This is a genomic window from Pukyongia salina, from assembly GCF_002966125.1.
Classification (GTDB): domain Bacteria; phylum Bacteroidota; class Bacteroidia; order Flavobacteriales; family Flavobacteriaceae; genus Pukyongia; species Pukyongia salina.
This window is the reverse complement of sequence record NZ_CP027062.1, coordinates 1,020,800-1,041,099: the sequence shown is the minus strand read 5'-3', so window position 1 is coordinate 1,041,099 and position 20,300 is coordinate 1,020,800. Positions and strand designations below refer to the sequence as shown.

Annotated in this window: 23 protein-coding genes; 8 read left to right on the top strand and 15 right to left on the bottom strand. The window is 41.6% G+C overall.

Going from position 1 to position 20,300, the window contains the following annotated elements; translation table 11 throughout:
* Positions 1–86: 86 nt before the first annotated feature.
* Positions 87–1,091 (bottom strand): NAD(P)H-dependent glycerol-3-phosphate dehydrogenase, encoded by a 1,005-nt coding sequence (locus C5O00_RS04640; RefSeq protein ID WP_105215376.1) that lies wholly within the window; start codon positions 1,089–1,091, stop codon positions 87–89.
* 125 nt (positions 1,092–1,216) lie between these two features.
* Here C5O00_RS04640 and C5O00_RS04635 point away from each other — a divergent pair, with 125 nt between their 5' ends.
* Positions 1,217–2,134 carry a nicotinic acid mononucleotide adenyltransferase gene (locus tag C5O00_RS04635; RefSeq protein ID WP_105215374.1) on the top strand — a complete coding sequence of 306 codons (918 nt, stop codon included), beginning with the start codon at positions 1,217–1,219 and terminating at the stop codon, positions 2,132–2,134.
* 96 nt (positions 2,135–2,230) lie between these two features.
* On the opposite strand, the gene nadD is transcribed toward C5O00_RS04635, so the two are convergent.
* From nadD to C5O00_RS04590, 9 genes are read right to left on the bottom strand one after another with little or no spacing between them, the layout of a single operon-like run.
* Entirely contained in the window at positions 2,231–2,821 is a 591-nt protein-coding gene (gene nadD, locus C5O00_RS04630; protein WP_105215372.1) for a nicotinate (nicotinamide) nucleotide adenylyltransferase, read from the bottom strand.
* A gap of 3 nt (positions 2,822–2,824) precedes the next feature.
* Entirely contained in the window at positions 2,825–3,436 is a 612-nt protein-coding gene (gene gmk / locus C5O00_RS04625) for a guanylate kinase (RefSeq protein WP_105215370.1), read from the bottom strand.
* Complete coding sequence (locus tag C5O00_RS04620) at positions 3,436–4,293, bottom strand: YicC/YloC family endoribonuclease (protein WP_105215368.1); 858 nt, start codon at positions 4,291–4,293, stop codon at positions 3,436–3,438. Before C5O00_RS04620 ends, gmk begins: the two co-directional genes overlap by 1 nt.
* A 57-nt stretch (positions 4,294–4,350) precedes the next feature.
* On the bottom strand, positions 4,351–4,713 hold the full coding sequence (locus C5O00_RS14590) for an SdpI family protein (protein WP_105215366.1): 363 nt from the start codon (positions 4,711–4,713) through the stop codon (positions 4,351–4,353).
* A 12-nt stretch (positions 4,714–4,725) separates the two neighbouring features.
* On the bottom strand, positions 4,726–5,478 hold the full coding sequence (locus tag C5O00_RS04610) for a 3-keto-disaccharide hydrolase (protein WP_105215364.1): 753 nt from the start codon (positions 5,476–5,478) through the stop codon (positions 4,726–4,728).
* Between the two features lie 17 nt (positions 5,479–5,495).
* Positions 5,496–6,548: a sugar phosphate isomerase/epimerase family protein gene (locus tag C5O00_RS04605; RefSeq protein WP_105215362.1), complete on the bottom strand. Its 1,053-nt coding sequence runs from the start codon at positions 6,546–6,548 to the stop codon at positions 5,496–5,498.
* 12 nt (positions 6,549–6,560) lie between these two features.
* Complete coding sequence (locus C5O00_RS04600; protein WP_105215360.1) at positions 6,561–7,694, bottom strand: Gfo/Idh/MocA family protein; 1,134 nt, start codon at positions 7,692–7,694, stop codon at positions 6,561–6,563.
* A gap of 1 nt (position 7,695) precedes the next feature.
* Positions 7,696–8,925 carry a nucleoside permease gene (locus C5O00_RS04595; RefSeq protein WP_105215358.1) on the bottom strand — a complete coding sequence of 410 codons (1,230 nt, stop codon included), beginning with the start codon at positions 8,923–8,925 and terminating at the stop codon, positions 7,696–7,698.
* A gap of 10 nt (positions 8,926–8,935) precedes the next feature.
* On the bottom strand, positions 8,936–9,904 hold the full coding sequence (locus C5O00_RS04590; protein WP_105215356.1) for a sugar phosphate isomerase/epimerase family protein: 969 nt from the start codon (positions 9,902–9,904) through the stop codon (positions 8,936–8,938).
* A 270-nt stretch (positions 9,905–10,174) separates the two neighbouring features.
* Here C5O00_RS04590 and C5O00_RS04585 point away from each other — a divergent pair, with 270 nt between their 5' ends.
* The 3 genes from C5O00_RS04585 to C5O00_RS04575 are packed head-to-tail and all read left to right on the top strand — an operon-like array spanning position 10,175 to position 13,491.
* Positions 10,175–11,872, top strand: coding sequence for a GMC oxidoreductase (locus C5O00_RS04585; RefSeq protein WP_105215354.1), 1,698 nt, complete (start codon positions 10,175–10,177; stop codon positions 11,870–11,872).
* Positions 11,872–12,555: a gluconate 2-dehydrogenase subunit 3 family protein gene (locus C5O00_RS04580; RefSeq protein ID WP_105215352.1), complete on the top strand. Its 684-nt coding sequence runs from the start codon at positions 11,872–11,874 to the stop codon at positions 12,553–12,555. The genes C5O00_RS04585 and C5O00_RS04580 overlap by 1 nt, the downstream gene beginning before the upstream one ends.
* A gap of 9 nt (positions 12,556–12,564) precedes the next feature.
* On the top strand, positions 12,565–13,491 hold the full coding sequence (locus C5O00_RS04575) for a hydroxypyruvate isomerase family protein (protein WP_105215350.1): 927 nt from the start codon (positions 12,565–12,567) through the stop codon (positions 13,489–13,491).
* A gap of 6 nt (positions 13,492–13,497) precedes the next feature.
* Here C5O00_RS04575 and C5O00_RS04570 read toward each other — a convergent pair whose 3' ends face one another.
* Together C5O00_RS04570 and C5O00_RS04565 are read right to left on the bottom strand one after the other, a co-directional pair.
* On the bottom strand, positions 13,498–14,010 hold the full coding sequence (locus C5O00_RS04570) for a plastocyanin/azurin family copper-binding protein (RefSeq protein ID WP_105215348.1): 513 nt from the start codon (positions 14,008–14,010) through the stop codon (positions 13,498–13,500).
* Between the two features lie 10 nt (positions 14,011–14,020).
* The gene (locus tag C5O00_RS04565; protein ID WP_105215346.1) at positions 14,021–14,983 is read right to left on the bottom strand and encodes a YheT family hydrolase; all 963 of its coding nucleotides are present in this window, start codon (positions 14,981–14,983) and stop codon (positions 14,021–14,023) included.
* Positions 14,984–15,079: 96 nt separating this feature from the next.
* On the opposite strand from C5O00_RS04565, the gene C5O00_RS04560 reads away from it, so the two are divergent.
* The 3 genes from C5O00_RS04560 to C5O00_RS04550 are packed head-to-tail and all read left to right on the top strand — an operon-like array spanning position 15,080 to position 17,036.
* Positions 15,080–15,670 (top strand): TetR/AcrR family transcriptional regulator, encoded by a 591-nt coding sequence (locus C5O00_RS04560; RefSeq protein ID WP_105215344.1) that lies wholly within the window; start codon positions 15,080–15,082, stop codon positions 15,668–15,670.
* A 42-nt stretch (positions 15,671–15,712) separates the two neighbouring features.
* Complete coding sequence (locus C5O00_RS04555) at positions 15,713–16,579, top strand: alpha/beta fold hydrolase (protein ID WP_105215342.1); 867 nt, start codon at positions 15,713–15,715, stop codon at positions 16,577–16,579.
* Positions 16,560–17,036 (top strand): acyl-CoA thioesterase, encoded by a 477-nt coding sequence (locus C5O00_RS04550; RefSeq protein WP_105215340.1) that lies wholly within the window; start codon positions 16,560–16,562, stop codon positions 17,034–17,036. Before C5O00_RS04555 ends, C5O00_RS04550 begins: the two co-directional genes overlap by 20 nt.
* On the opposite strand, the gene C5O00_RS04545 is transcribed toward C5O00_RS04550, so the two are convergent.
* From C5O00_RS04545 to C5O00_RS04535, 3 genes are read right to left on the bottom strand one after another with little or no spacing between them, the layout of a single operon-like run.
* The gene (locus tag C5O00_RS04545) at positions 17,017–17,919 is read right to left on the bottom strand and encodes a DMT family transporter (protein WP_105215338.1); all 903 of its coding nucleotides are present in this window, start codon (positions 17,917–17,919) and stop codon (positions 17,017–17,019) included. The genes C5O00_RS04550 and C5O00_RS04545 overlap by 20 nt on opposite strands.
* A complete protein-coding gene (locus C5O00_RS04540) occupies positions 17,916–18,227 on the bottom strand; it encodes an arsenate reductase family protein (RefSeq protein WP_317046437.1) in 312 nt (103 codons plus the stop codon). Before C5O00_RS04540 ends, C5O00_RS04545 begins: the two co-directional genes overlap by 4 nt.
* 44 nt (positions 18,228–18,271) lie before the next feature.
* Positions 18,272–19,036: a PdaC/RsiV family protein gene (locus tag C5O00_RS04535; RefSeq protein ID WP_105215334.1), complete on the bottom strand. Its 765-nt coding sequence runs from the start codon at positions 19,034–19,036 to the stop codon at positions 18,272–18,274.
* Between the two features lie 78 nt (positions 19,037–19,114).
* On the opposite strand from C5O00_RS04535, the gene C5O00_RS04530 reads away from it, so the two are divergent.
* Positions 19,115–20,257 carry a cystathionine gamma-synthase gene (locus C5O00_RS04530; RefSeq protein WP_105215332.1) on the top strand — a complete coding sequence of 381 codons (1,143 nt, stop codon included), beginning with the start codon at positions 19,115–19,117 and terminating at the stop codon, positions 20,255–20,257.
* Positions 20,258–20,300 lie beyond the last annotated feature (43 nt).

The window sequence follows — 20,300 nt, the reverse complement described above, 5'->3', positions numbered from 1 at the left end:
TTAAAAGGGCAACAAATCACGTCGATTTTCAAATTGTAAATAGAGAAAATGCCAATTTCGGGGGATGAAAACGATTAATTTCGGGATCAGTTTAATTTTTCGGTAAGTTTCTTAAAGACCTTTTTCGGGTTTTTGGCTTCATAAAGGATCTCGTAAACCGCATCTATAATAGGTGTTTTGGCTTTCTTTTTCCCTTTTTTCTGGTTTAACAGGTACGCACTTTTAGTCGCGTAATATCCTTCGGCTACCATACTCATTTCCATCATCGCACTTTTTACTGTATATCCTTTCCCTATCATATTACCAAACATCCTGTTCCTGCTAAAAATTGAATAGCCGGTTACCAACAGATCTCCCAAATAAGCCGAACCGTTAATATCACGTTTCATTTTATGGACCTTTTTTACATAGCGTTTCATTTCCCTAATGGCGTTACTCATTAAAACGCTTTGGAAATTATCACCATATCCCAGGCCATGGGCGATACCGGCAGCAAGCGCGTAGATATTCTTGAGCATGGCAGCGTATTCGGTCCCAATGATATCGTCACTGGTGGTGGTCTTAATATATTCGCAGCGTAATTTTGACGCTACAAGTTCGGCCTTTTCTTCATCTGCACAGGCTATAGTTAGATAGGAAAGCCTTTCCATGGCTACTTCTTCTGCATGACATGGTCCGGTAATAACACCTATATCTTTAAAGGGGATGTTATAATGAGTGAAAAAATGATCTCCAACAATGAGGCTACTTTCAGGAACAATTCCTTTTATTGCTGAAAAAATAATCTTTCCTTCCAGAGAAACCTTTAATTTCTTTAGTTCGTTCTCTACAAAGGCGGATGGGATCACAAAGATGAGGTAATCCGCATATGTTACCATTTCGTTGATATCATTACTCAATCTAAGCTGGTCTGTATTGAACTCGATCGAGCTTAAATAATTAGGATTATGCTGCTCCTTTTTAATGTGTTCCAACGCATAAACGCTACGCATATACCAGCCAACTTCAGCGAGGTTTTCGCAAAGCATTTTCACGATGGCCGTAGCCCAGCTTCCTCCTCCAAAAACAGCAAATTTAGGTGTATCAGACATCTGAGATTATTAGTGATTTCAAAAGTACAGAATTATAAACACATTGTAAATAGCAGGAAAACAGATAGTTACAACTTTGGCATGCTTTTAGAGTTTTCCTAAGAGAATTATTAAAACCCGAAGTTATGAAGAAAGTAAAACTATTTTTAGGAGCAGCCATTGTGGCGCTGATGTTTACTTCGTGTTATACCGAAGTAGTTGTAGAAGATCCGTATGTGGATCCTGTACCATCTATTACGTTGGGTGAACTAGTTTCCTCTTACGAATTATGGTATGTGGATATAGATCGCAGTTCGGGTAACGGATATATTCCATTTATGCAGAAGGCATTTACTGTTTCCTTTCAGAATGGAACAATGTATGCCAATAATAACCTGGTTGGCATAGGTGCTCAGGGATATGGCTTCGGAATTGATGTAGGGTTTTATAACACGCATAATATTGAGTTAGACATCTCGCATGATATCGACGGATTTTACTCCTTCGAAGTGACTCAGCTCAATAACAACGAGATCGAATTGTATTACCCGCCCTTACAGCTTTCGTATATACTGGTTGGATATCAGAGAAACACCTTTAACTATGATGCTTTATTCTACGATAACATACATTATTTTATACAAGAATATGTAGCATGGGAAAAGACCTATACGAGTCCGTATGGTGAGCCTAACGAATTCGATTATGAAAACTACCTGCAGTTCCTGCCGGGTGGTGGAAATGGGAATTTCCAAAGTTCGGAAGACCCTAATGGAATGAATATTAATTCTATATACTGGGATTATACCGGGATCTATAATGTGGATGACGTGCCGGGGGATCCTTACCTGAAATATTTAACACTTGATTATGATTTTATGGGCAATGAATACTTCCAATTGACCGTTATTAATGATCATACGATAGAACTGTTTCACGAGTTTTCAGGAACCGTTTATCGATTTACAGGAAAAGGATATATTCAGTATAAGAATACGGATGGAAAGCTGCGTAAATCGAAAAAAGATATCGAAAAGGAAATGATAAAGATTAGTAAGTTTTAAATCAATATAGGCTCACCAAGAGCCGGAACAACGATTTTTTTGGTTGGTTATGAACCGCCTCGCACCCATTCTTCGGGTTGTTGGGGCGGTTTTTCTTTATCGGTAGAAATTCATCTCGTCCAGATATTTCCAGACCGCATCCGGCAACATGGGTCGGATATTCTTATTTTTCTTAATGGCGTTTCTAATAAAAGTAGATGAAAGTTCCATTATAGGTGCCTCGACCAGGGATATGGCGGGATGATCTATAAATTGGGATTCTGTCCTGCCTTCCGAAATACGCGGATAGACATAAATAGCATATCGATCCAAAATTACTTCGTAGTTTTTCCACTTATGAAAACTCTTCAAGTTATCTTCTCCCATGATTAGGCAGAAATTATATTCTGGATACTTTTCTTCCAAATGGGCAAGTGTATTGACCGTATAATTGGGCTGGGGCAGATCGAATTCGATAGAACTCGCTTTAAGTTTAGGATAATCCTCTACTGCAATGCGCACCATGGTAAGACGATGAACGTCGTCCAGGAGGGAGTTTTTCTTTTTGTGTGGATTGTGGGGCGTGACCACTAACCAGACTTCGTCCAGATCGCTAAATTCCACCATATAATTGGCAATGGTAAGATGGCCAACATGAATAGGGTTAAAAGTTCCGAAGTACAATCCGATTTTCTTGCTTCCCCTCATTATTTATTCTTCTGAATCTTCTTTAACTGTTTCAGGATCTGTATTAGACGAGATATGTTTCAACACCAGAGTTTCGGCTTGTTTTAGGGCGTCATCCAGATTATCATTCACGATCACATGATCAAATTGTGGAGCCGTGGCCATTTCAATGGAAGCCTTGGCGATCCTCATATTTATCTTTTGGTCGTCTTCAGTCTTTCTTTTTTTTAGACGGATCTTTAATTCCTCAACACTTGGGGGCTCTACAAATACTGCCAGGGTCTTTTCGGGATATTTTTTCTTAATACGAAGCCCGCCAACCACATCTATATCGAAGATCACGTTCTTGCCCATCGCCCATAATCTGTTAACTTCAGATTGCAAGGTTCCGTAGAAATTATCCCGGTACACCTCTTCCCACTCGAGAAAATCGTTGTTTTTTATATGTTTTTTGAACTCTTCAGTAGAAATGAAATAATAATCTTCTCCTTCTTTTTCGGCACCTCTTGGCTGCCTGGATGTAGCAGAAACTGAAAAAGCAAGATTTAAATGATCCTGCTTGAGTAAATGCCTCACGATGGTTGTCTTACCACTTCCGGAGGGTGCCGAAAACACTATGAGTTTTCCGCCTTTCATTACAGCACATTTAACGCTTGTTCCTTGATCTTTTCCAATTCGTCCTTCATCTGAACGACCAGCTGCTGCATAGGAGCATAGTTCGCTTTGCTTCCAATTGTATTGATCTCACGTCCAATTTCCTGGGAAATAAACCCTAGTTTTTTTCCGTTCGACGTATGGTTCTCTAAGGTTTCCTTAAAATAGTCTAAATGATTTTTCAGCCTCACCTGCTCTTCGGTGATATCGTATTTTTCGAGATAGTAGATAAGTTCCTGCTCAAATCTATTCTCATCCACACTTTCCTTTAATTCGGAAATCGCTTTCCGTAACCTATCCTTTACGTTCTCTATTCGCTGTGGGTCCATCTCGATCACTTCTGCCAAAAGAGCATCAATATTTACTACTCTCTGGAGAAATTCGGTTTCGAGCGCATTACCTTCACTTGCACGATATTTGTTAATAGCTTCAAGGGCCTGATCGACCGCTTCTACTATTTTATTGAATTCGGTTTCGTCTATCTCTTCTCTTTCGGTTTTTAATGCATCGGGTAGACGGATAGCCATTTTCAGCAGGTCTGTTGCGTCCCCGTCGGCTATTTCAGAAAGTTGGCCCATATATTGCTTAACCACAGATTCGTTTACTACAGAATTGGTAGATTCGCCGGTTAATTCTACGTATAAGTTGAAATCCACTTTTCCCCTGGAAAGCGATTTTGAAATTCGATTACGCAGCATTAATTCTTTCTCACGATAGGCAGATGGAACTCTTGCGTTGAGGTCCATATTTTTACTATTCAGTGATTTTATTTCTACGGTAATTTTCTTTGTAGGTAATTCTATTACACTTTTACCGTAACCGGTCATGGACTTTATCATACCCTTTTGTTTATGCGAGCAAAGGTACACATTTTAGGCATTTGGCAGAGAATCACCTTATATAAGATCACCATTCTCATCGAAGAGGTTGGATAGATGTTTTTCTGTATAAAAAATTACCAGAAGTATCAGGATGGTATTACCAATAACGGTAATAAGTAAATTCCAACCGGGGATCAGTAAATAAGTTACAGCCGGGATAAGAAAGCTGTAAAGGCAAAACTGCAACATTAATTGAGCAGCATATTTATTGGCCGCTTCCCAGGTCTTTGGATTTTTCATAGACCTTTTTGTTCGGTAGCCATAGAAGGGATTGATTTTTTTAGGGGGATATCTTTTTATGATAAACGCCAGTAGCATCATAAATCCACAATATCCCAGGGCCCACCAAAGTTGGCCTGTATCACTCATCGATCCCATAAAGTGAAGATTTTAATCGAGCCTCCTGATCTTTATATTTCTAAACCACACCTTATCACTATGATCCTGTAGACCAATGTGTCCGGTTTGGTATTTTCCGAAGCCTTCCCAATCTTTAAATTTCGAGTTTGCCACCATGGCATCCCATTCGTCACCATGTACTGGGAAGCTTACGATCTCTGTACCGTTAAGGGTTACTTTTCCTTTATTGGTTTTATGATCGATCTCGATCACACAGTGGTTCCATTCCCCTACCGGTTTGGTGACATCTTTAGAGGGTTTTATCATATCGTAAAGAGATCCGGCAGTATGGACTCCATCTCCTACCTTGGCGTCGGGATGTTTTTCATTGTCTAACACCTGGATCTCTGGGCCTGTTTGGTAGGCCTCCGGGTATTTCTCATCTTCATGAACACCCCAAAATATCCCACTATTTCCTGCCTCAGATATTTTCCATTCTAGCGATAGTACAAAGTTGGTATACTGGTCTTTTGTAATGATGTTCTTACCGCCTTCTTCTCCCGGTGTAAACGCCATGGCACCATCTTCAATAGTCCAGTTGTCGTACATGGTTTCAGATAAATAACCCCTCCAGTTATCGAAGGAAGTACCATCGAACAATACGATCCATTCACTATTATCGTCGGTATTTTCCTCTTCGGTCATTTCCATGTTTTCGTCCATATTCAGGCTTTCCTCCTTTGTTTTTTCTTTACAACTAAACATAATTACTGCGGTAAAAGCAAACAATAAAATCTTCTTCATTTTATTTTAAATTTAAATTATAGTCCTAGTATTCTCTTCAATTTTTCTTTGTCTATTTCAGATCCGGCGAAGTCATCGAATCGTTTTTGTGTTACTTCGATAATATGGTCGCTTATAAACTTAGCGCCTTCTCTGGCACCTTGCTCCGGACTTTTTATAACACATTCCCATTCCATTACAGCCCATACATCACAACCGTATTCAGAAAGTTTGCTAAATACAGTCTTAAAGTCGATCTGCCCGTCACCCAGAGATCTGTAACGCCCGGCCCGGTCTTTCCAATCACCATATCCACCAAATGCTCCCTTTTTCCCAGTGGGATTAAACTCCGAATCTTTTACATGGAATGCCTTGATGAACTCGTGATAATGGTCTATGTATTCTATATAATCCAGTTGTTGTAATACAAAATGACTAGGATCATAGAGAATATTCACTGCCTTGTGATTGCCAGTGGCTTTCAGAAATCGTTCGAAAGTCACCCCGTCGTGTAAGTCTTCTCCCGGATGAATCTCATAACAAACCGCAACTCCATTTTCTTCATATTCATTGAGAAGGGGCAACCAGCGTTTTGCGAGTTCTTCAAACCCCATTTCAACAAGTCCGGCAGGACGTTGAGGCCAGGGATGCCACGTATGCCATAACAAGGCACCGCTAAAGGTAGCATGCGCCTTTAATCCTAAATGCTTGCTGGCCCGGGCTGCGCTAATTACTTGCTGTCTCGCCCATTCGGTACGTTTTTTAGGATTGTTCTTGCAGTCGTCCGGCGCAAAATTGTCGAACATTATATCGTAAGCAGGATGAACTGCCACCAGCTGTCCCTGAAGATGGGTGGATAACTCGGTGATCTCCAGTCCGTATTCGGCGATCTTTCCTTTTAGTTCGTCGCAATACATCTTACTTTCACCGGCCAGGGTAAGATCAATCAATCGGCTTTCCCAGGTAGGTATCTGTATACCTTTGTACCCCAGATCGGCCGCCCATTTACACAAACCGTCAAGGGAGTTAAAAGGAGCCTTATCGTCCATGAACTGAGCTAAGAATACTGCAGGACCTTTTATTGTTTTCATTTCAGAATTATATTATAGTTTCTTCCACACATTGCCTTCGGCGTGAGAGGCAACGACTGTTTCGATAAATTTCATTCCACGCACACCATCTCGTATCCCGGGAAATTCTGCGGGGTCGTAATCTTGTCCCCGAATGGCTTTTGCAACTCCTTTGTATATATTTCCCATCGCATCGAAAATACCTTCGGGATGCCCTGGAGGAAGTTTGGTTCCATCTAAGGACAACGCGCTGTTATAAATATTACCCGGCTTTAGAGTTTGAATAGGCTTTCCGTCTTTTAAAAGATACAGATAATTGGGATTTTCCTGTTCCCATTTCAACGTGCCTTCTCTTCCAAATACAGCAACCGAAAAATTATTCTCCTCTGCCGTAGCAATCTGGCTAGCACGTAGAACACCTTTCGCCTGGTCGCCAAGGCGAAGTAAGACCGTACCGTCTATATCCATCTTATTATCTTCGTATAGATAATTAAGATCGGCAAGTACAGACCTTATTTCTATCCCCGTCATATATTCGAGCATTTGGTAGGCATGGACACCAATATCACCCATACAGCAGCTGATTCCCGATTTTTCCGGGTCTAATCTCCAGGTGGTTGCCCTTAGTTTCGGATCGTGGATAATGGGGTTGATCCACCCCTGGTAGTATTGAGCGTCTACTTTCTGAACCTCACCTATGGCCCCTTCAGCAATCATTTTTTTCATTTGCCGAACCATAGGATACCCAGTGTAGGTATGGGTTAACGCAAACACATTATTTTTTTTCTTCTGAATCTCCTTAAGCTCCAAAGCTTCCTGGTAATTCATGGTCATAGGTTTTTCACAGATCACGTGAAAGCCGGACTCCAGCAATTTCTTCGCCATGGGAAAATGCAGAAAATTAGGTGTAAGCACCGAAAATACCTGGATACGTTCACTTTCCGGCAGGGAAAGTTCTGCATCCACCATAGTATCAAAATCGGGATAAATGCGGTCTGTAGGGATACCAATTTCGTTTGCAAATTCTATGCTTTTCTCATGATCGGGATTAAAGACCGCTCCGGTGAGCTGATAGCTATCAAACATACTGGCCGCAACACGGTGAAGTACACCAATTAAGGAATCACCTCCGCCGCCTAGCACGCCCCATTTCAGTTTTTTACTCATATTAAGTTTTATATTCTATTTTTTCATTTTTAAATAGCAATCCAAAGATCACAAATACAACTGCGGCAAAAATGGCAGGGAAGAACCAAATGTCCTTCCATGCGTGAACACCTTCCGAAACCAGGTTAGCGTCTGTTACTTTTCCGGCCACATAGAACCCTATTAGCATACCCACTCCATAGGTCGCTAAGGTGATAAGACCTTGTGCTGCACTTTTTGCTTTTTCACCTGCTTTGCTATCGGTATAGATCTGGCCGGAAACAAAGAAGAAATCATAACAAATCCCATGTAGAATGATCCCGGTAACGAGCATAAAGAATAACTCGCCTGCATCACCAAATGCAAATAGAAGGTAACGGATCCCCCATGCCAACATACCTACCAAAATGGTCATTTTAAATCCATATTTCTTGAAGAAGAACGGAAGAAGCAACATGAACACCACTTCCGAGAACTGTCCAGCCGAAGCCCAGGCAGTAGAATTCTCCACGCCCGATTCGGTTAGGAACGGACTTAAATTTTGATAGTAGAATGCCAGAGGAATGCATATAAGTACTGAGGATAAAAAGAATACCAAAAAGTTTCTGTCCTTTAATAATTTTAACGCATCAAGTCCTAGAATATCTCCAATACGCACCTTTTCGCCTTTTGCCACACTTGGAGGTGTTTTGGGAAGGAAGAAACTAAATAATCCAAGTAGTCCCGAGGCAATTGCTGTCATTAAAAAAGTTTTGGCCAACATTCCTTCGGCAATATTATCCAGAGAATCCCATTTAAACGCGAAGCTTATTAGAAGGCCAGCCACTATCCAGCCCACTGTACCCCAAACCCTGATAAAGGGAAATTCTTTCGCGGGATCTTTCATTTGATTGAAGGAAACAGAATTAACCAAAGCCAGGGTAGGCATATAGGCGATCATATACCCAAGAACATAGGGATAAAATACGTTGAAATCTGTCGCTTGCGACATTTGGTACATCAGGAAGGCACCAATGAGATGTAATACGGCTAAGATCTTCTCCGCATTAAAAAATCGGTCGGCGATAAGTCCTATAATAAATGGGGCGATGATGGCTCCCCACGACTGCGTTGAATATGCCATGCCGGTTTCTGCACCCGTTGCAGACAGGTTGTTGCCCAAAAATGTTCCCATTGTAACAAACCAGCCACCCCAGATAAAGAATTCCAGGAACATCATAATCGATAATTGAATTCGAGTAATTGCTTTCATAGGTCCTATATTAATTAGCTTTGGCAGCTGCCTTTTCTATTAGTTTCTTCGTTTTTATAATCCCTTCCGGCTCATCGATTTCCTCCGATTCGAATTCTACTCCAATATGTCCATCATATCCGGCGTCCTTTACGATCTGCATCATGCGATAATAGTCTATCCTGGACTCATTTCCGTTTTCATCGAATGTATTCGCTTTTGCGCTCACTGCTTTAGCGGCCGGCATCATAAGTTCGATCCCTCGGTAGTAATCGGGATATTCCTCTACGCATTTTCCCCATCGTTCGTTGTTTTCACGTTTTATACACCAATTCCCGAAATCGGGTAAGGTACCACAATTAGGCAAGTTCACCTTTTCGATAGCGGCCATTAGTTTATCTGCGTCTGAAGATAACCATCCATGATTTTCTGCCAGGACATTGATGTTTTTAGTAGCGGCGTATTCGGAAAGTTTTTTTAATCCATCCACTACGGTTTCGCTCCAAACCTTGGGGTCGTTGGTTCCAAATGTATTAACGCGAATTGCATGGCCTCCTAATTTTGCAGCCGCATCTACCCATTTCTTATGGTTTTCCACGGCGAGATCTCGTGCTTTTTCATCAGGATCGGCTAGGTCACCTTCGTCGTCTACCATGATAAGGACACATTTTACACCGTGTCGCTTGTTCTCTGCCAACAAGGAATCTACAACGGCATCGTGCCCTAACTCCTCAATCTGTTTTGTATAAAGTTGTGTAACAAATTCCACTGCATCGAAACCTAGTTCTTTAGCATCCCGGGCAAAATTAAATGGATTGCCATCCTTAGCTTTGTAACGACGGTGTAAGGACCATTGTGCCAATGATAATTTTACTTCTGGATCCGGAGATTTCACTTCTGTGTTCTGGTCTATTTCGGCAACTTCTGAATTTGATTCAGTCTTATTACCACATGAGAGAATCACTGAGGATAAGACGAATAAGGTGAAGAATTTTTTCATTGAGGATGTTTTTTGAGAATACTGTAAATATGATGGTCCATTTTTAAGGAGTTCTAAGTTAGTTTTTTTTTGAAAGAAATGGATAAGAATGTGTGTTCTGATAGGATATTTGCAATCGAAAACGTTTTCGACTGAACATGTTCTTATTTACGGTGCAGTTTCTTGTAAAATCAACAAAAAAACATGACATTAGTTGTTCGCTTGTTGAGAAATTAATTCCATATAAAAATAAAACAACCTCTTATTTCAATCTAAACCAATAACTCCACAATGATTAACCCTAATGAAAATTACGATGCCATAGTTGTAGGCTCTGGTATTAGTGGCGGATGGGCCGCCAAAGAACTGTGTGAAAACGGTCTAAAGACCCTCGTTCTGGAACGAGGAAGAATGGTAGAACATATTAAAGATTACCACACCATGAATATGGATCCGTGGGAATTCGAATTCAAAGGACAACTGCCAAAAAGTGAACAGGACAAACAATTAAAACAAGCCAGATCCGGATATACTACAGATGAAGCTCACCGACATTTCTTTGTGAACGACCTGGAACACCCTTATAACGAAAAGAAGCGATTCGATTGGCTTCGCGGATATCACGTTGGTGGACGTTCTTTAGTTTGGGGTAGACAGAGTTACAGATTGAGTGATATCGATTTTAGCGCGAATAAGAAGGAAGGAATTGCTGTAGACTGGCCGGTTCGATACAAAGATATTGCACCCTGGTACGATAAAGTTGAGGAATTTATAGGGGTAAGTGGAGAGAACCTTGGTCTTCCACATCTACCGGACGGTAAATTTTGCCCTCCCATGGAATTAAATTGTGCAGAGACCGATTTGAAAGACAAAATAGCTAAAAATTATGACGACGGTCGGGTACTAACCATCGGTCGTGCTGCTCATATTACCGGGACTCAAACTTTTCAGGGACGTTCCAATTGTCAATTTAGAAATCGCTGTATGAGGGGTTGTCCGTTTGGCGGCTATTTCAGCAGTAATTCTTCTACACTACCTGCAGCCGAACGAACCGGGAATCTAACGATCCGTCCACATTCAATTGTAGCAGAAGTTTTATACGATGAGGCAACAGGAAAAGCTTCGGGAGTTAAAGTTATAGATGCAGAGTCTAAGGAAGAGATCGTTTTTAATGCGAAAGTGATCTTCCTGTGTGCTTCGGCAATAGCGTCTGCCAGTATCCTGATGCAGTCTAAAAGTAAACGTTTTCCTAATGGTATGGGGAACGACAGTGGTGAGTTGGGACATAATATTATGGACCACCATTTCAAAGCCGGAGCCTGGGCAAATGTTCCCGGTTTTGAAGACAAACATTATAAAGGACGCAGACCCAACGGGATCTATGTTCCCAGATTCAGGAATCTAGGTGGAAAGACAGACCAGAAAACCTTTAAAAGAGGATATGGTTACCAGGGAGGTGCCAGCAGGAGCCATTACAACGAAATGGTTGCCGAGTTGGCCTACGGACAAAACCTCAAGGAATCTGTGGTAAAACCCGGAAAATGGCGAATGTTGTTATTAGGCTTCGGGGAATGTCTGCCATATCATGAAAATAAAATGACCCTTGATTACGATAACCTCGATCAATGGGGATTACCAACAGTAACCTTCGATGCCGAATGGAAAGAGAACGAATACGAAATGCGGAAGGATATGGTACAACAGGCGGTAGAGATGCTTAGTAATGCAGGATATGAGGATATAGAACCCTGGGACGATCCGGGTGCTCCGGGATTGGGAATTCATGAAATGGGAACTGCCAGAATGGGCCGGGACCCAAAGACCTCTGTGTGTAACGGAAACAATCAATTACATGCGGTTCCTAATGTTTATGTAACCGATGGAGCATTTATGACCTCCGCCAGTTGTGTAAATCCGTCACTTTCGTATATGGCCTTTAGTGCCAGAGCAGCGAATCACGCAGCTCAACAAATTAAAAAAGAAGCATAATGGATAGAAGACAAGCACTACGTAATATAGGATTTGGAGCCGGAGTAATGGTTGCCACGCCTACAGTTATCAGTCTGTTACAGAGCTGTAAAACTGAAGCTGATAAACCGGCCTATGTTCCGGTTTTCACTACAGCCGGTGAATTTCATGCACTAACAACCATGGTGGATCTTATGATCCCTTCAGATGAGACGGTACCGGGGGCGGTGGATGTAGGAGTGCCTCAGTTTATCGATTCGTATTGGCAAGAGGTAACGCCAACAACTCAGGGAAAGATCTGGGCAGAAAGATATGAGCCGTTACAGGCGAACATAAAGACATTTCTTAAATTACTCGCAGATGAATTCCGAACCACTTTCAATAAAGAACTTGAGGATGGAGAAGCCACCGAGTATGACCAGATTCTGGCCAAATATCTAAAGTCGAGTGAGGAAGAGCAACGCGCTAAGTATATAAAGATGTCCGAGTTTTACGAAGCTTATGATGCCGATCCAACTACTTCGCCCGATCCAGACGCAGCAGTTTTTAGCCTGGTCGCCGGAATTAGAGGGATGAGCATCTGGGCATGGAAATCCAGCGAGGAGATTGGCAAGAACGTACTGTGGTATGATCCTGTACCAGGACAACAGAAGGGATGTATACCTTTAAGCGAAGCCGGCAATGGAAATGCGATGGCTTTATAATTTTTTAAAATGGAAAGACGTCAATTTATAAAACAGGGAGCTCTTGCGGGTTCCCTGTTCTCTTTAGGAGGAAGTGCACTAGCCAGCGAGCTATGGCCTCAATCATACTCTCAGGCACATTCGTTTAATTTAAAATATGCACCTCATATTGGTATGTTTAAAGAACATGCGGGAAATGATGTGGTGAGTCAGCTGGAGTTTATGGCGGCGCAGGGATTTAAGGCCTTCGAAGATAATGAAATGCAAAAACGCCCTGTGGAAGAACAAGAACGAATGGCATCGGCTATGCAGCGCCTTAGCATGGAAATGGGAGTATTTGTTGCACACACTATTTATTGGAAGGAACCCAATCTTGCAAGTGGGAATAAGGAAAAAAGAGAAGAATTCATTTCAGAAATAAAAAGATCTGTAGAGGTTGCCAAACGTGTAAATGCAAAATGGATGACAGTGGTGCCGGGGCATGTAGATTTGAAATTAAACATGAACTACCAGATGGCCAACGTGATAGAGACCCTAAAACAAGCCAGTGAAATTCTCGAACCACATGGCCTTACCATGGTACTCGAGCCGCTTAATTTCAGGAATCATCCGGGCATGTTTCTAAGCGAATCACCACAGGCATTCGAAATTTGCAAGGCTGTGGGCAGTCCGTCCTGCAAGATACTTTTTGATGTGTATCATCAACAGATCCAGGAGGGGAATCTAATTCCAAATATAGAGGCCTGCTGGGATGAGATCGCTTATTTTCAGATGGGTGATAACCCGGGAAGAAACGAACCCGGCACGGGCGAGATCAATTATAAGAATATCTTTCGCTTTATTCACAAAAAAGGATTTACCGGAATCCTGGGAATGGAACACGGGAACTCTATTAAGGGGATAGAGGGGGAACAACAGGTAATTAATGCCTATAAAGAGGCCGATAGTTTTTTATAAGGCCGACTATTCTACAATAAATTTACCTTTCATAAGGCCCGAATGCCCGGGGAAACTGCAAATAAAATCGTAAGTCCCAGCAGCTGGAGCGGTAAAGGTAATGGAGGTGGTTTGTCCTCCACCTATCATTTTGGTATGTACAATTACATCATCAGAATTTTCCGGGATCCAATCTAAAGCTTCACCAGCTTCACCAGCTTTAATAGAAAATTCGGGAATAGAGACTCCAGGCTTGAGTAGAACAAAATTATGTCCCATTACCTTTAAATCGAGCTTTCCTATATGCCGGAGGGTTAAAGTAACTTCCTGGCCTGCTTTTACTTTGATCTCGTTCTTGTCGAACTGCATGAGATCATTTCCGGTAAGGCCAATGTTCACACTATTGGATTTTTCGGTAACAGCTTCTTTCTTATTACCTATCTTGATTTCTTCCTTTTCTTCCTTTTTCTCTTTTTCACCACCGCAGTTGTAAATAAGGCCCAACATTAGAAGGAGTATCGTAAATCTTAATATTTTCATGCTTTCTTAATTAGTGATTAGAATTTAAAAACTCCAGGGCACGGGTCTCATTATAATAGATGTTATTAGGGCCTACAAAGCCCACATGTCCTCCGTACTTTGGAGTTTCAAGATAAATGTTTTTTAATTCTGATGCAAGTTCTCTCGGATAACATCGATCACTTAAAAAACTATCGTTTTCGGCATTGAGAATTAAAATCGGGATTTTGATTTGTTTTAAGAATTGCCCACTACTGTTTTTGTGGTAATAATCGTAAGCGTCTTTAAATCCGTGTGCCGGGGCCGTATAAATATTATCAAAATCCAGCAGGGATCTTATCTTTTTACTTTCTGAAGCCGAAGCCAGTTCGGGGAATAGCTTAACTTTTTGTACATATTTCTTCCGAAGGTCATACAAAAAAGAAGTTCGGTAGATCCAATTGTGAAATCTCGTTAGAGAATTGAGCGACCCTTCCAAACTCAAGGGTGCCGAAACAGCAATGCTTTTTTTGATCTCCTTCGGAACAGACTCCCGTTCCCCGAGATATTTCAATAAGAGATTTCCACCGAGACTAAAACCAATAAGAGCGATCTCCGTATAGGAATCCTTTTGCAAGATATAATGAATGATCTCATCCAGATCGTCTGTTTTACCTGCGTTATACGACTTGTATAACCGGTTAGGTTCTCCACTGCAACCACGATAGTTCACAGCACATACATTCCAGCTATTTTCCGTGAGCACTCTCGCCTGCCCTTTTATATAGCTGCGTTGAGCATTACCTTCCAGGCCGTGTAATAAAATGGCGATTTTGGTTGACCCCCCGGGCGTAAAACTAAAGTCGAGGTCGATAAAATCTGAATCACTAAGGGTAACACGTTCTCTTGTTTGAACCAGCCTGGGAGCTTGCCTGATCTTTGCCGAATAAATGGTGGAAAAATGTGCGTTTTTAAATAATCCCTTTGCACGATAGGAGGAAGTTACTAATGGCATTCGTGTGTTGTATGGTCCAGAGGTTGTAAAGATAGAGGAATAAAGTGAAATAGAAAGAAATTTGCTAAATTAGATACCAATTGGTATCTTTGGCGCATGAGAAATTCCGAAGCCACTAAAAACCGTATTATAAACGAAAGTGCAAACCTTTTTAATACACAAGGTTATAAGGCAACTTCTATAAGTGATATTACCAGGGCTACGGGCTTAACCAAGGGTGCTATATACAGGCATTTTGAAAACAAACAGGACCTTGAACAGCATGCGCTCCGTCGCTTGTCTAAACTAATGTTCGAGGAGATTGGTGATTTGATCAGGAAGGCAAATTCATTTCAAACAAAATTTGAAGCCATCTTTACTTTCTTTGAAAATTATATGAATGCGCCACTATATGAAGGTGGTTGTCCATTAATGAATGCTGCTGTTGAAACAGATGATACAAATCCTGTACTAAGGCAACAGGCCTATAATATGCTTGCACATTTAAGGGCATCTATGGCAAAATTACTGGCGAACGGGATTAAAAACGGGCAGGTAAAACCGGATATAGATGTTTCGTTTTACAGCACCATCTTTATTGCCGGCCTGGAAGGAGGGATCATGATGAGTAAGCTGGAACGTAATGATGAAGCGATACAACACACCATACATCACCTAAGAAGCCTGGTAAAAGAATTGTCTATATAAAAAAATTTAAAATTATAGATACCAATTGGTATCTCAATCATTATGAAGCAGTTACTACCAAAAATCATCGGGCGAACATTCAACTTATTGGCACCGGTATTCCCAAAGTATACACGAAACCGTGCTTTCGACCTATTATGCAGGATCAAACACATCCCAGTTACTGAAACGGGAAGAAAATTTTTTGATGTGGGCGAAACTATCTGGATGGATATTGCCGGCATTAATACTGCCTTACATCGATGGGGTAAGGGCCCGGTGAAGGTACTCTTTTTACATGGCTGGATGAGTAATTCCCAGCGATGGAAGAAATATGTAGAATCCCTGGATCCAGAGCAATATAGCTGTTATGCGCTGGATGCACCGGGACATGGAGACTCCTACTCGAATTACATGAACATAGAGATCTTTCGACAGGCATATGAACAGGCAATCCGGACGATAGGAGAAGTAGATGTGGTGGTTGGGCATTCCTTTGGCAATTTGGTAGCCGGCTATCAATATCTGTATAGTCCTTCAGTGGCGGTAAAGAATTATGTGATAATGGGATCGATCGAAGGATTAGAGCCCGTATTTGGGTATTGCAGAGAAAAGATGGACCTTTCTCCCGGGATGATTAACAATCTCGGTGTGCGGTTCAATGAAGTTTTAAAGCTTCCACATAGTGATATCACTATGAAGCATTTTTTTCGGAAGTTGGATAAGCCCTTATTTCTCATTCATGAGGAAACAGACACCGTTACCCCCATCGGGCCGATAAAAGAGGCCGCTTCAGAAGCAAAGAATATAGAATACCATTATACCAACGGGCTTGATCATACCCTAAAGAGTGATGAAGTATTGAATCTGGTGTTAGAATTTATTGAAACACAAACTAAAAAAGGTAGACATGTACTTGAAAGAATTTGAAATACGATGGAACGACCTGGATGCCAACAGGCATCTCGCAAATAGCTCGTATGTAATGTATATGAGCCATACCCGTATGAGCTTCCTGAACGAGCACGGCTTCGACGCCCAAACGATGGACAAATACAATATTGGCCCGGTGGTATTTCATGAACATCTATACTTTTTCAAAGAATCCCTGGGAGGAAAGATTAAAGTTAGTTTCGAACTTGGAGGGATAAGCGAGGACGGTAAATTCTTCAAATTCGTTCACAATTTCTACAATGATAAAGGAGAGAATCTAGCTAGTTGCGATATGCAGGGAGGGTGGATGGATCTTTCATCGCGGAAACTCACAGCACTCCCTCCAGAATTGATCGAAAAAATTAAACTATCACCTCACACAGCTGATTTTAAAATACTCACTAAAGAAGATATGCGCGCATTTGGCAGGAAACCTAAGAACCTTCAGTTTTAGCTTTCGGTTTCCTGGTAGAGAGAAACACCCCGGTAAAGATCAGTATGGCTGCCAGTACCCGTAAGGGAGTAAGTGTATCTGCTCCTGCCAGAATAGCGAATGTTGCCGCAATTACCGGCTGTAAATAGATAAACGCACCGATAGTGGACGGGCTTAGTTGTTTAAGCGCATATATGTTTAGCAAATAGGTCATCACGGTGGTTCCAACAACCACAAAGACCAGTTTCCATATTGTATCCATATCCAGGTTAAACCAGCTAACCTGGGAGAATTCGCCAAAACCTATTGGTAGATTCATAACAAGGGCGAATAGGAAAAAAATCTTCATTAAGGTAATTGAACTGTATTTTGATACCAGGGGCTTAACGAAAATAAGATAGAAGGAATACGAAGCCGCATTTACAATAAAGAGAATATTTCCCAGAGGAATGTTAGGGGCATTTGGTTGAGATTTTAATCCAAAAAGGATGAGTAGCAAGGCTCCCGCTAAGCCAATTCCAATTCCTACAGATTTCAGCCACGTGATACGCTCCTTCAGAAAAAATGCCGAAAGTACCAGTAATAGTACAGGGGACAAGGTGATCACCACCGAGCTGTTTATGGGAGTGGATAATTCGAGGCCCTTAAAGAACATATTCATGTTAAGCACCATCCCGAAAAAGGCACAACCTATTATTCGTAACCAGTCTTTCTTATCGATCTTTTCGGAGCGATAGAAGAAGCTTATAAGCCAAAAAAGTACGGCTGCACCGCCTACTCTAAGAAGAATAAACCCAAAAGGTCCGATAATATCTGGCATAAGACCTTTTGCTATAGTATGATTAATACCATAGATCGCACTGGCTCCTGTAGCCGCAGCTAATGCAAGAACCCTTTTATTCATAAGCCTTGTCTCAATGCAAGCGAAGCTGCCTCGGTCGTCTTCTTGCTGTTCCCAATATAAATTTCATCCTTGTACACCAAAACAGGCCGTTTTAAGAAGGTGTAATGTTCTAAAAGCAGATCTTTATAATCCGCCTCCTGCAAATTAACTTCTTTGAGATTTCGTTCTTTATATAAGCGCGCCCTTTTACTAAACAAAGCTTCATAGCTGCCGGCTAATTCTTTCAGTTTCTCTAATTCTTTTTCTGAAACAGGATCGCTTTTAATCTCGCGTAAATTTACCGAATCGGGCAAGTTGAGAAACTTCATGATGCGTTTGCAAGTATCACAGCTATCTAAATAATAGAAGAGGTTCATTGTATGGAAAAGGATAAGTAAGATTCAACTTTTTTTAACGGAATCTCAAGCTCGATGGGCCCGGCCGCATAACTGGCGATATCGTATTGATTATAGATCATTACTAAATTAGAACCGCTAAACCCGATCGACTCGGGCAAATGGAAGCGATCATCTTCAAACCAGAATCCCGTTGCATTGATAGATTCGTTCTCTGGGATCTCAAAGGCTTTTCTGAATTCTTTTTCAACTAACTTGACAAGGGATTTTTTATCCTTGAATAATTCATCTATGGTTAAGGGCTGGCCGGTTTGAGCATCGAAATTTTCGAAGAAAGTGGCACCATAACCGTGTGCACCTCCGGTAAACAGGTACTGATGCATTTCAAGCGACAATAATTGTGGACTGTTATAGGTTTCCCGGATATTTATCTCGACAAAATATTCGAGTTCCATATCGGGAAATTCGGCGGTGTGGGTTTGGTAGGTTTTTACAAATTGTGTCCCTGCCTCGGCGATCGATGTAGCAGAAGGAGACGAAGTTTCTTCGCCCAGGTAAAGCGCATCAATAATGAATTCCTTTACTCTCGAATTGATATTGTTAGCACGTTCCCCATCCCCTTCAATTTGTATATAATTAACTGTGATCTCGGGACAGCCTGTATCGCAGATGGATAGTTCTTTTTCGGTGAAGTTTTGAGCTGTGATGGACAAGGGTTGTTCCTTTTTGCAAGCGATTAAAAGACTTGCCAGAATGAAAGTGTATACGCAGATTCTAATCATTCGTTAAAAATACAACAGAATTCGCTTTCACGAAGTAATGTATTACTTTTGTTTTTCAAAAAATTCAGAAACAATTCCATGAAATTCAACACCAAAACAATACACGGCGGCCAGCATGATGTAGATCCCGCATACGGGTCTGTTATGCCGCCTATATATCAAACCAGTACGTATGCTCAATCAACACCAGGGGGGCACAAAGGCTATGAGTATTCGCGAAGTGGAAATCCTACTCGAGCCGCACTGGAACGTGCCTTTGCCAGCATTGAGAATGGGAAACACGGGTTGGCGTTTGCCAGTGGGCTGGCGGCGATAGATGCCGTGATCAAATTGCTCAAGCCGGGTGACGAAGTGATCTCTACAAACGACCTGTATGGAGGAACCTACAGGCTTTTTACCAAAGTTTTTGAGCAATTTGGGGTAAAGTTTCACTTTATCGGGATGGAGAATGCCGCAAATGTTGAAAAATATGTGAACGATAATACCAGGCTTATCTGGGTGGAAACACCCACCAACCCCATGATGAACATTATCGATATAAAGGCGTGTGCTGCCGTGGCGCGGAAACATGATTTGCTGCTTGCCGTAGATAATACCTTTGCTACGCCTTATTTACAACAACCATTAGACCTGGGTGCCGATATCGTTATGCACAGCGCTACAAAGTATCTGGGCGGCCATAGTGATGTGGTAATGGGTGCACTTGTGGTAAATGACGACAATCTGGCCGAAAAATTATATTTCATCCAGAATGCGAGCGGTGCAGTTTGTGGCCCTCAGGATAGTTTTCTGGTGCTACGCGGACTGAAAACCTTACATGTGCGTATGCAGCGTCATTGTGAAAATGGTAAGGCGATTGCAGAATACTTGCTCGATCACCCTAAAATTGAAAAAGTCTATTGGCCCGGCTTCGAATCGCATCCTAATCATGTAATTGCCAGAGATCAGATGCGCGATTTTGGAGGAATGATCTCCTTTGTCACCAAGGGTAACAATTATGATGAGGCTGTACGAATAGTGGAAAATCTAAAGATCTTTACCCTTGCCGAAAGTCTGGGAGGAGTGGAAAGCCTGGCCGGGCACCCTGCTAGTATGACGCATGCCAGTATCCCTAAGGAAGAACGGGAGAAAACAGGTGTTGTAGATGCTCTTATTCGGTTGAGTGTTGGAATTGAAGATGTGAAGGATTTAATTGAGGATCTGGAGCAGGCTATAGGTTAAGAATAGATCTTACATATAAAAAACCCCTGAGTGCTAATAAACT

Bases quoted from the DNA above. Each gene is read 5' to 3' on its own strand.
- nadD (WP_105215372.1), bottom strand. From the start codon at position 2,821: ATGAGGGGAAGCAAGAAAATCGGATTGTACTTCGGAACTTTTAACCCT.
- C5O00_RS04535 (WP_105215334.1), bottom strand. From the start codon at position 19,036: ATGATTAGAATCTGCGTATACACTTTCATTCTGGCAAGTCTTTTAATC.
- C5O00_RS04550 (WP_105215340.1), top strand. From the start codon at position 16,560: ATGTACTTGAAAGAATTTGAAATACGATGGAACGACCTGGATGCCAAC.
- C5O00_RS04580 (WP_105215352.1), top strand. From the start codon at position 11,872: ATGGATAGAAGACAAGCACTACGTAATATAGGATTTGGAGCCGGAGTA.
- C5O00_RS04575 (WP_105215350.1), top strand. From the start codon at position 12,565: ATGGAAAGACGTCAATTTATAAAACAGGGAGCTCTTGCGGGTTCCCTG.
- C5O00_RS04565 (WP_105215346.1), bottom strand. From the start codon at position 14,983: ATGCCATTAGTAACTTCCTCCTATCGTGCAAAGGGATTATTTAAAAAC.
- C5O00_RS04570 (WP_105215348.1), bottom strand. From the start codon at position 14,010: ATGAAAATATTAAGATTTACGATACTCCTTCTAATGTTGGGCCTTATT.
- C5O00_RS04620 (WP_105215368.1), bottom strand. From the start codon at position 4,293: ATGATAAAGTCCATGACCGGTTACGGTAAAAGTGTAATAGAATTACCT.
- C5O00_RS04555 (WP_105215342.1), top strand. From the start codon at position 15,713: ATGAAGCAGTTACTACCAAAAATCATCGGGCGAACATTCAACTTATTG.
- C5O00_RS04595 (WP_105215358.1), bottom strand. From the start codon at position 8,925: ATGAAAGCAATTACTCGAATTCAATTATCGATTATGATGTTCCTGGAA.
- gmk (WP_105215370.1), bottom strand. From the start codon at position 3,436: ATGAAAGGCGGAAAACTCATAGTGTTTTCGGCACCCTCCGGAAGTGGT.
- C5O00_RS04635 (WP_105215374.1), top strand. From the start codon at position 1,217: ATGAAGAAAGTAAAACTATTTTTAGGAGCAGCCATTGTGGCGCTGATG.
- C5O00_RS04545 (WP_105215338.1), bottom strand. From the start codon at position 17,919: ATGAATAAAAGGGTTCTTGCATTAGCTGCGGCTACAGGAGCCAGTGCG.
- C5O00_RS04585 (WP_105215354.1), top strand. From the start codon at position 10,175: ATGATTAACCCTAATGAAAATTACGATGCCATAGTTGTAGGCTCTGGT.
- C5O00_RS04530 (WP_105215332.1), top strand. From the start codon at position 19,115: ATGAAATTCAACACCAAAACAATACACGGCGGCCAGCATGATGTAGAT.
- C5O00_RS04600 (WP_105215360.1), bottom strand. From the start codon at position 7,694: ATGAGTAAAAAACTGAAATGGGGCGTGCTAGGCGGCGGAGGTGATTCC.
- C5O00_RS04560 (WP_105215344.1), top strand. From the start codon at position 15,080: ATGAGAAATTCCGAAGCCACTAAAAACCGTATTATAAACGAAAGTGCA.
- C5O00_RS04640 (WP_105215376.1), bottom strand. From the start codon at position 1,091: ATGTCTGATACACCTAAATTTGCTGTTTTTGGAGGAGGAAGCTGGGCT.
- C5O00_RS04540 (WP_317046437.1), bottom strand. From the start codon at position 18,227: ATGAAGTTTCTCAACTTGCCCGATTCGGTAAATTTACGCGAGATTAAA.
- C5O00_RS04610 (WP_105215364.1), bottom strand. From the start codon at position 5,478: ATGAAGAAGATTTTATTGTTTGCTTTTACCGCAGTAATTATGTTTAGT.
- C5O00_RS04590 (WP_105215356.1), bottom strand. From the start codon at position 9,904: ATGAAAAAATTCTTCACCTTATTCGTCTTATCCTCAGTGATTCTCTCA.
- C5O00_RS14590 (WP_105215366.1), bottom strand. From the start codon at position 4,713: ATGGGATCGATGAGTGATACAGGCCAACTTTGGTGGGCCCTGGGATAT.
- C5O00_RS04605 (WP_105215362.1), bottom strand. From the start codon at position 6,548: ATGAAAACAATAAAAGGTCCTGCAGTATTCTTAGCTCAGTTCATGGAC.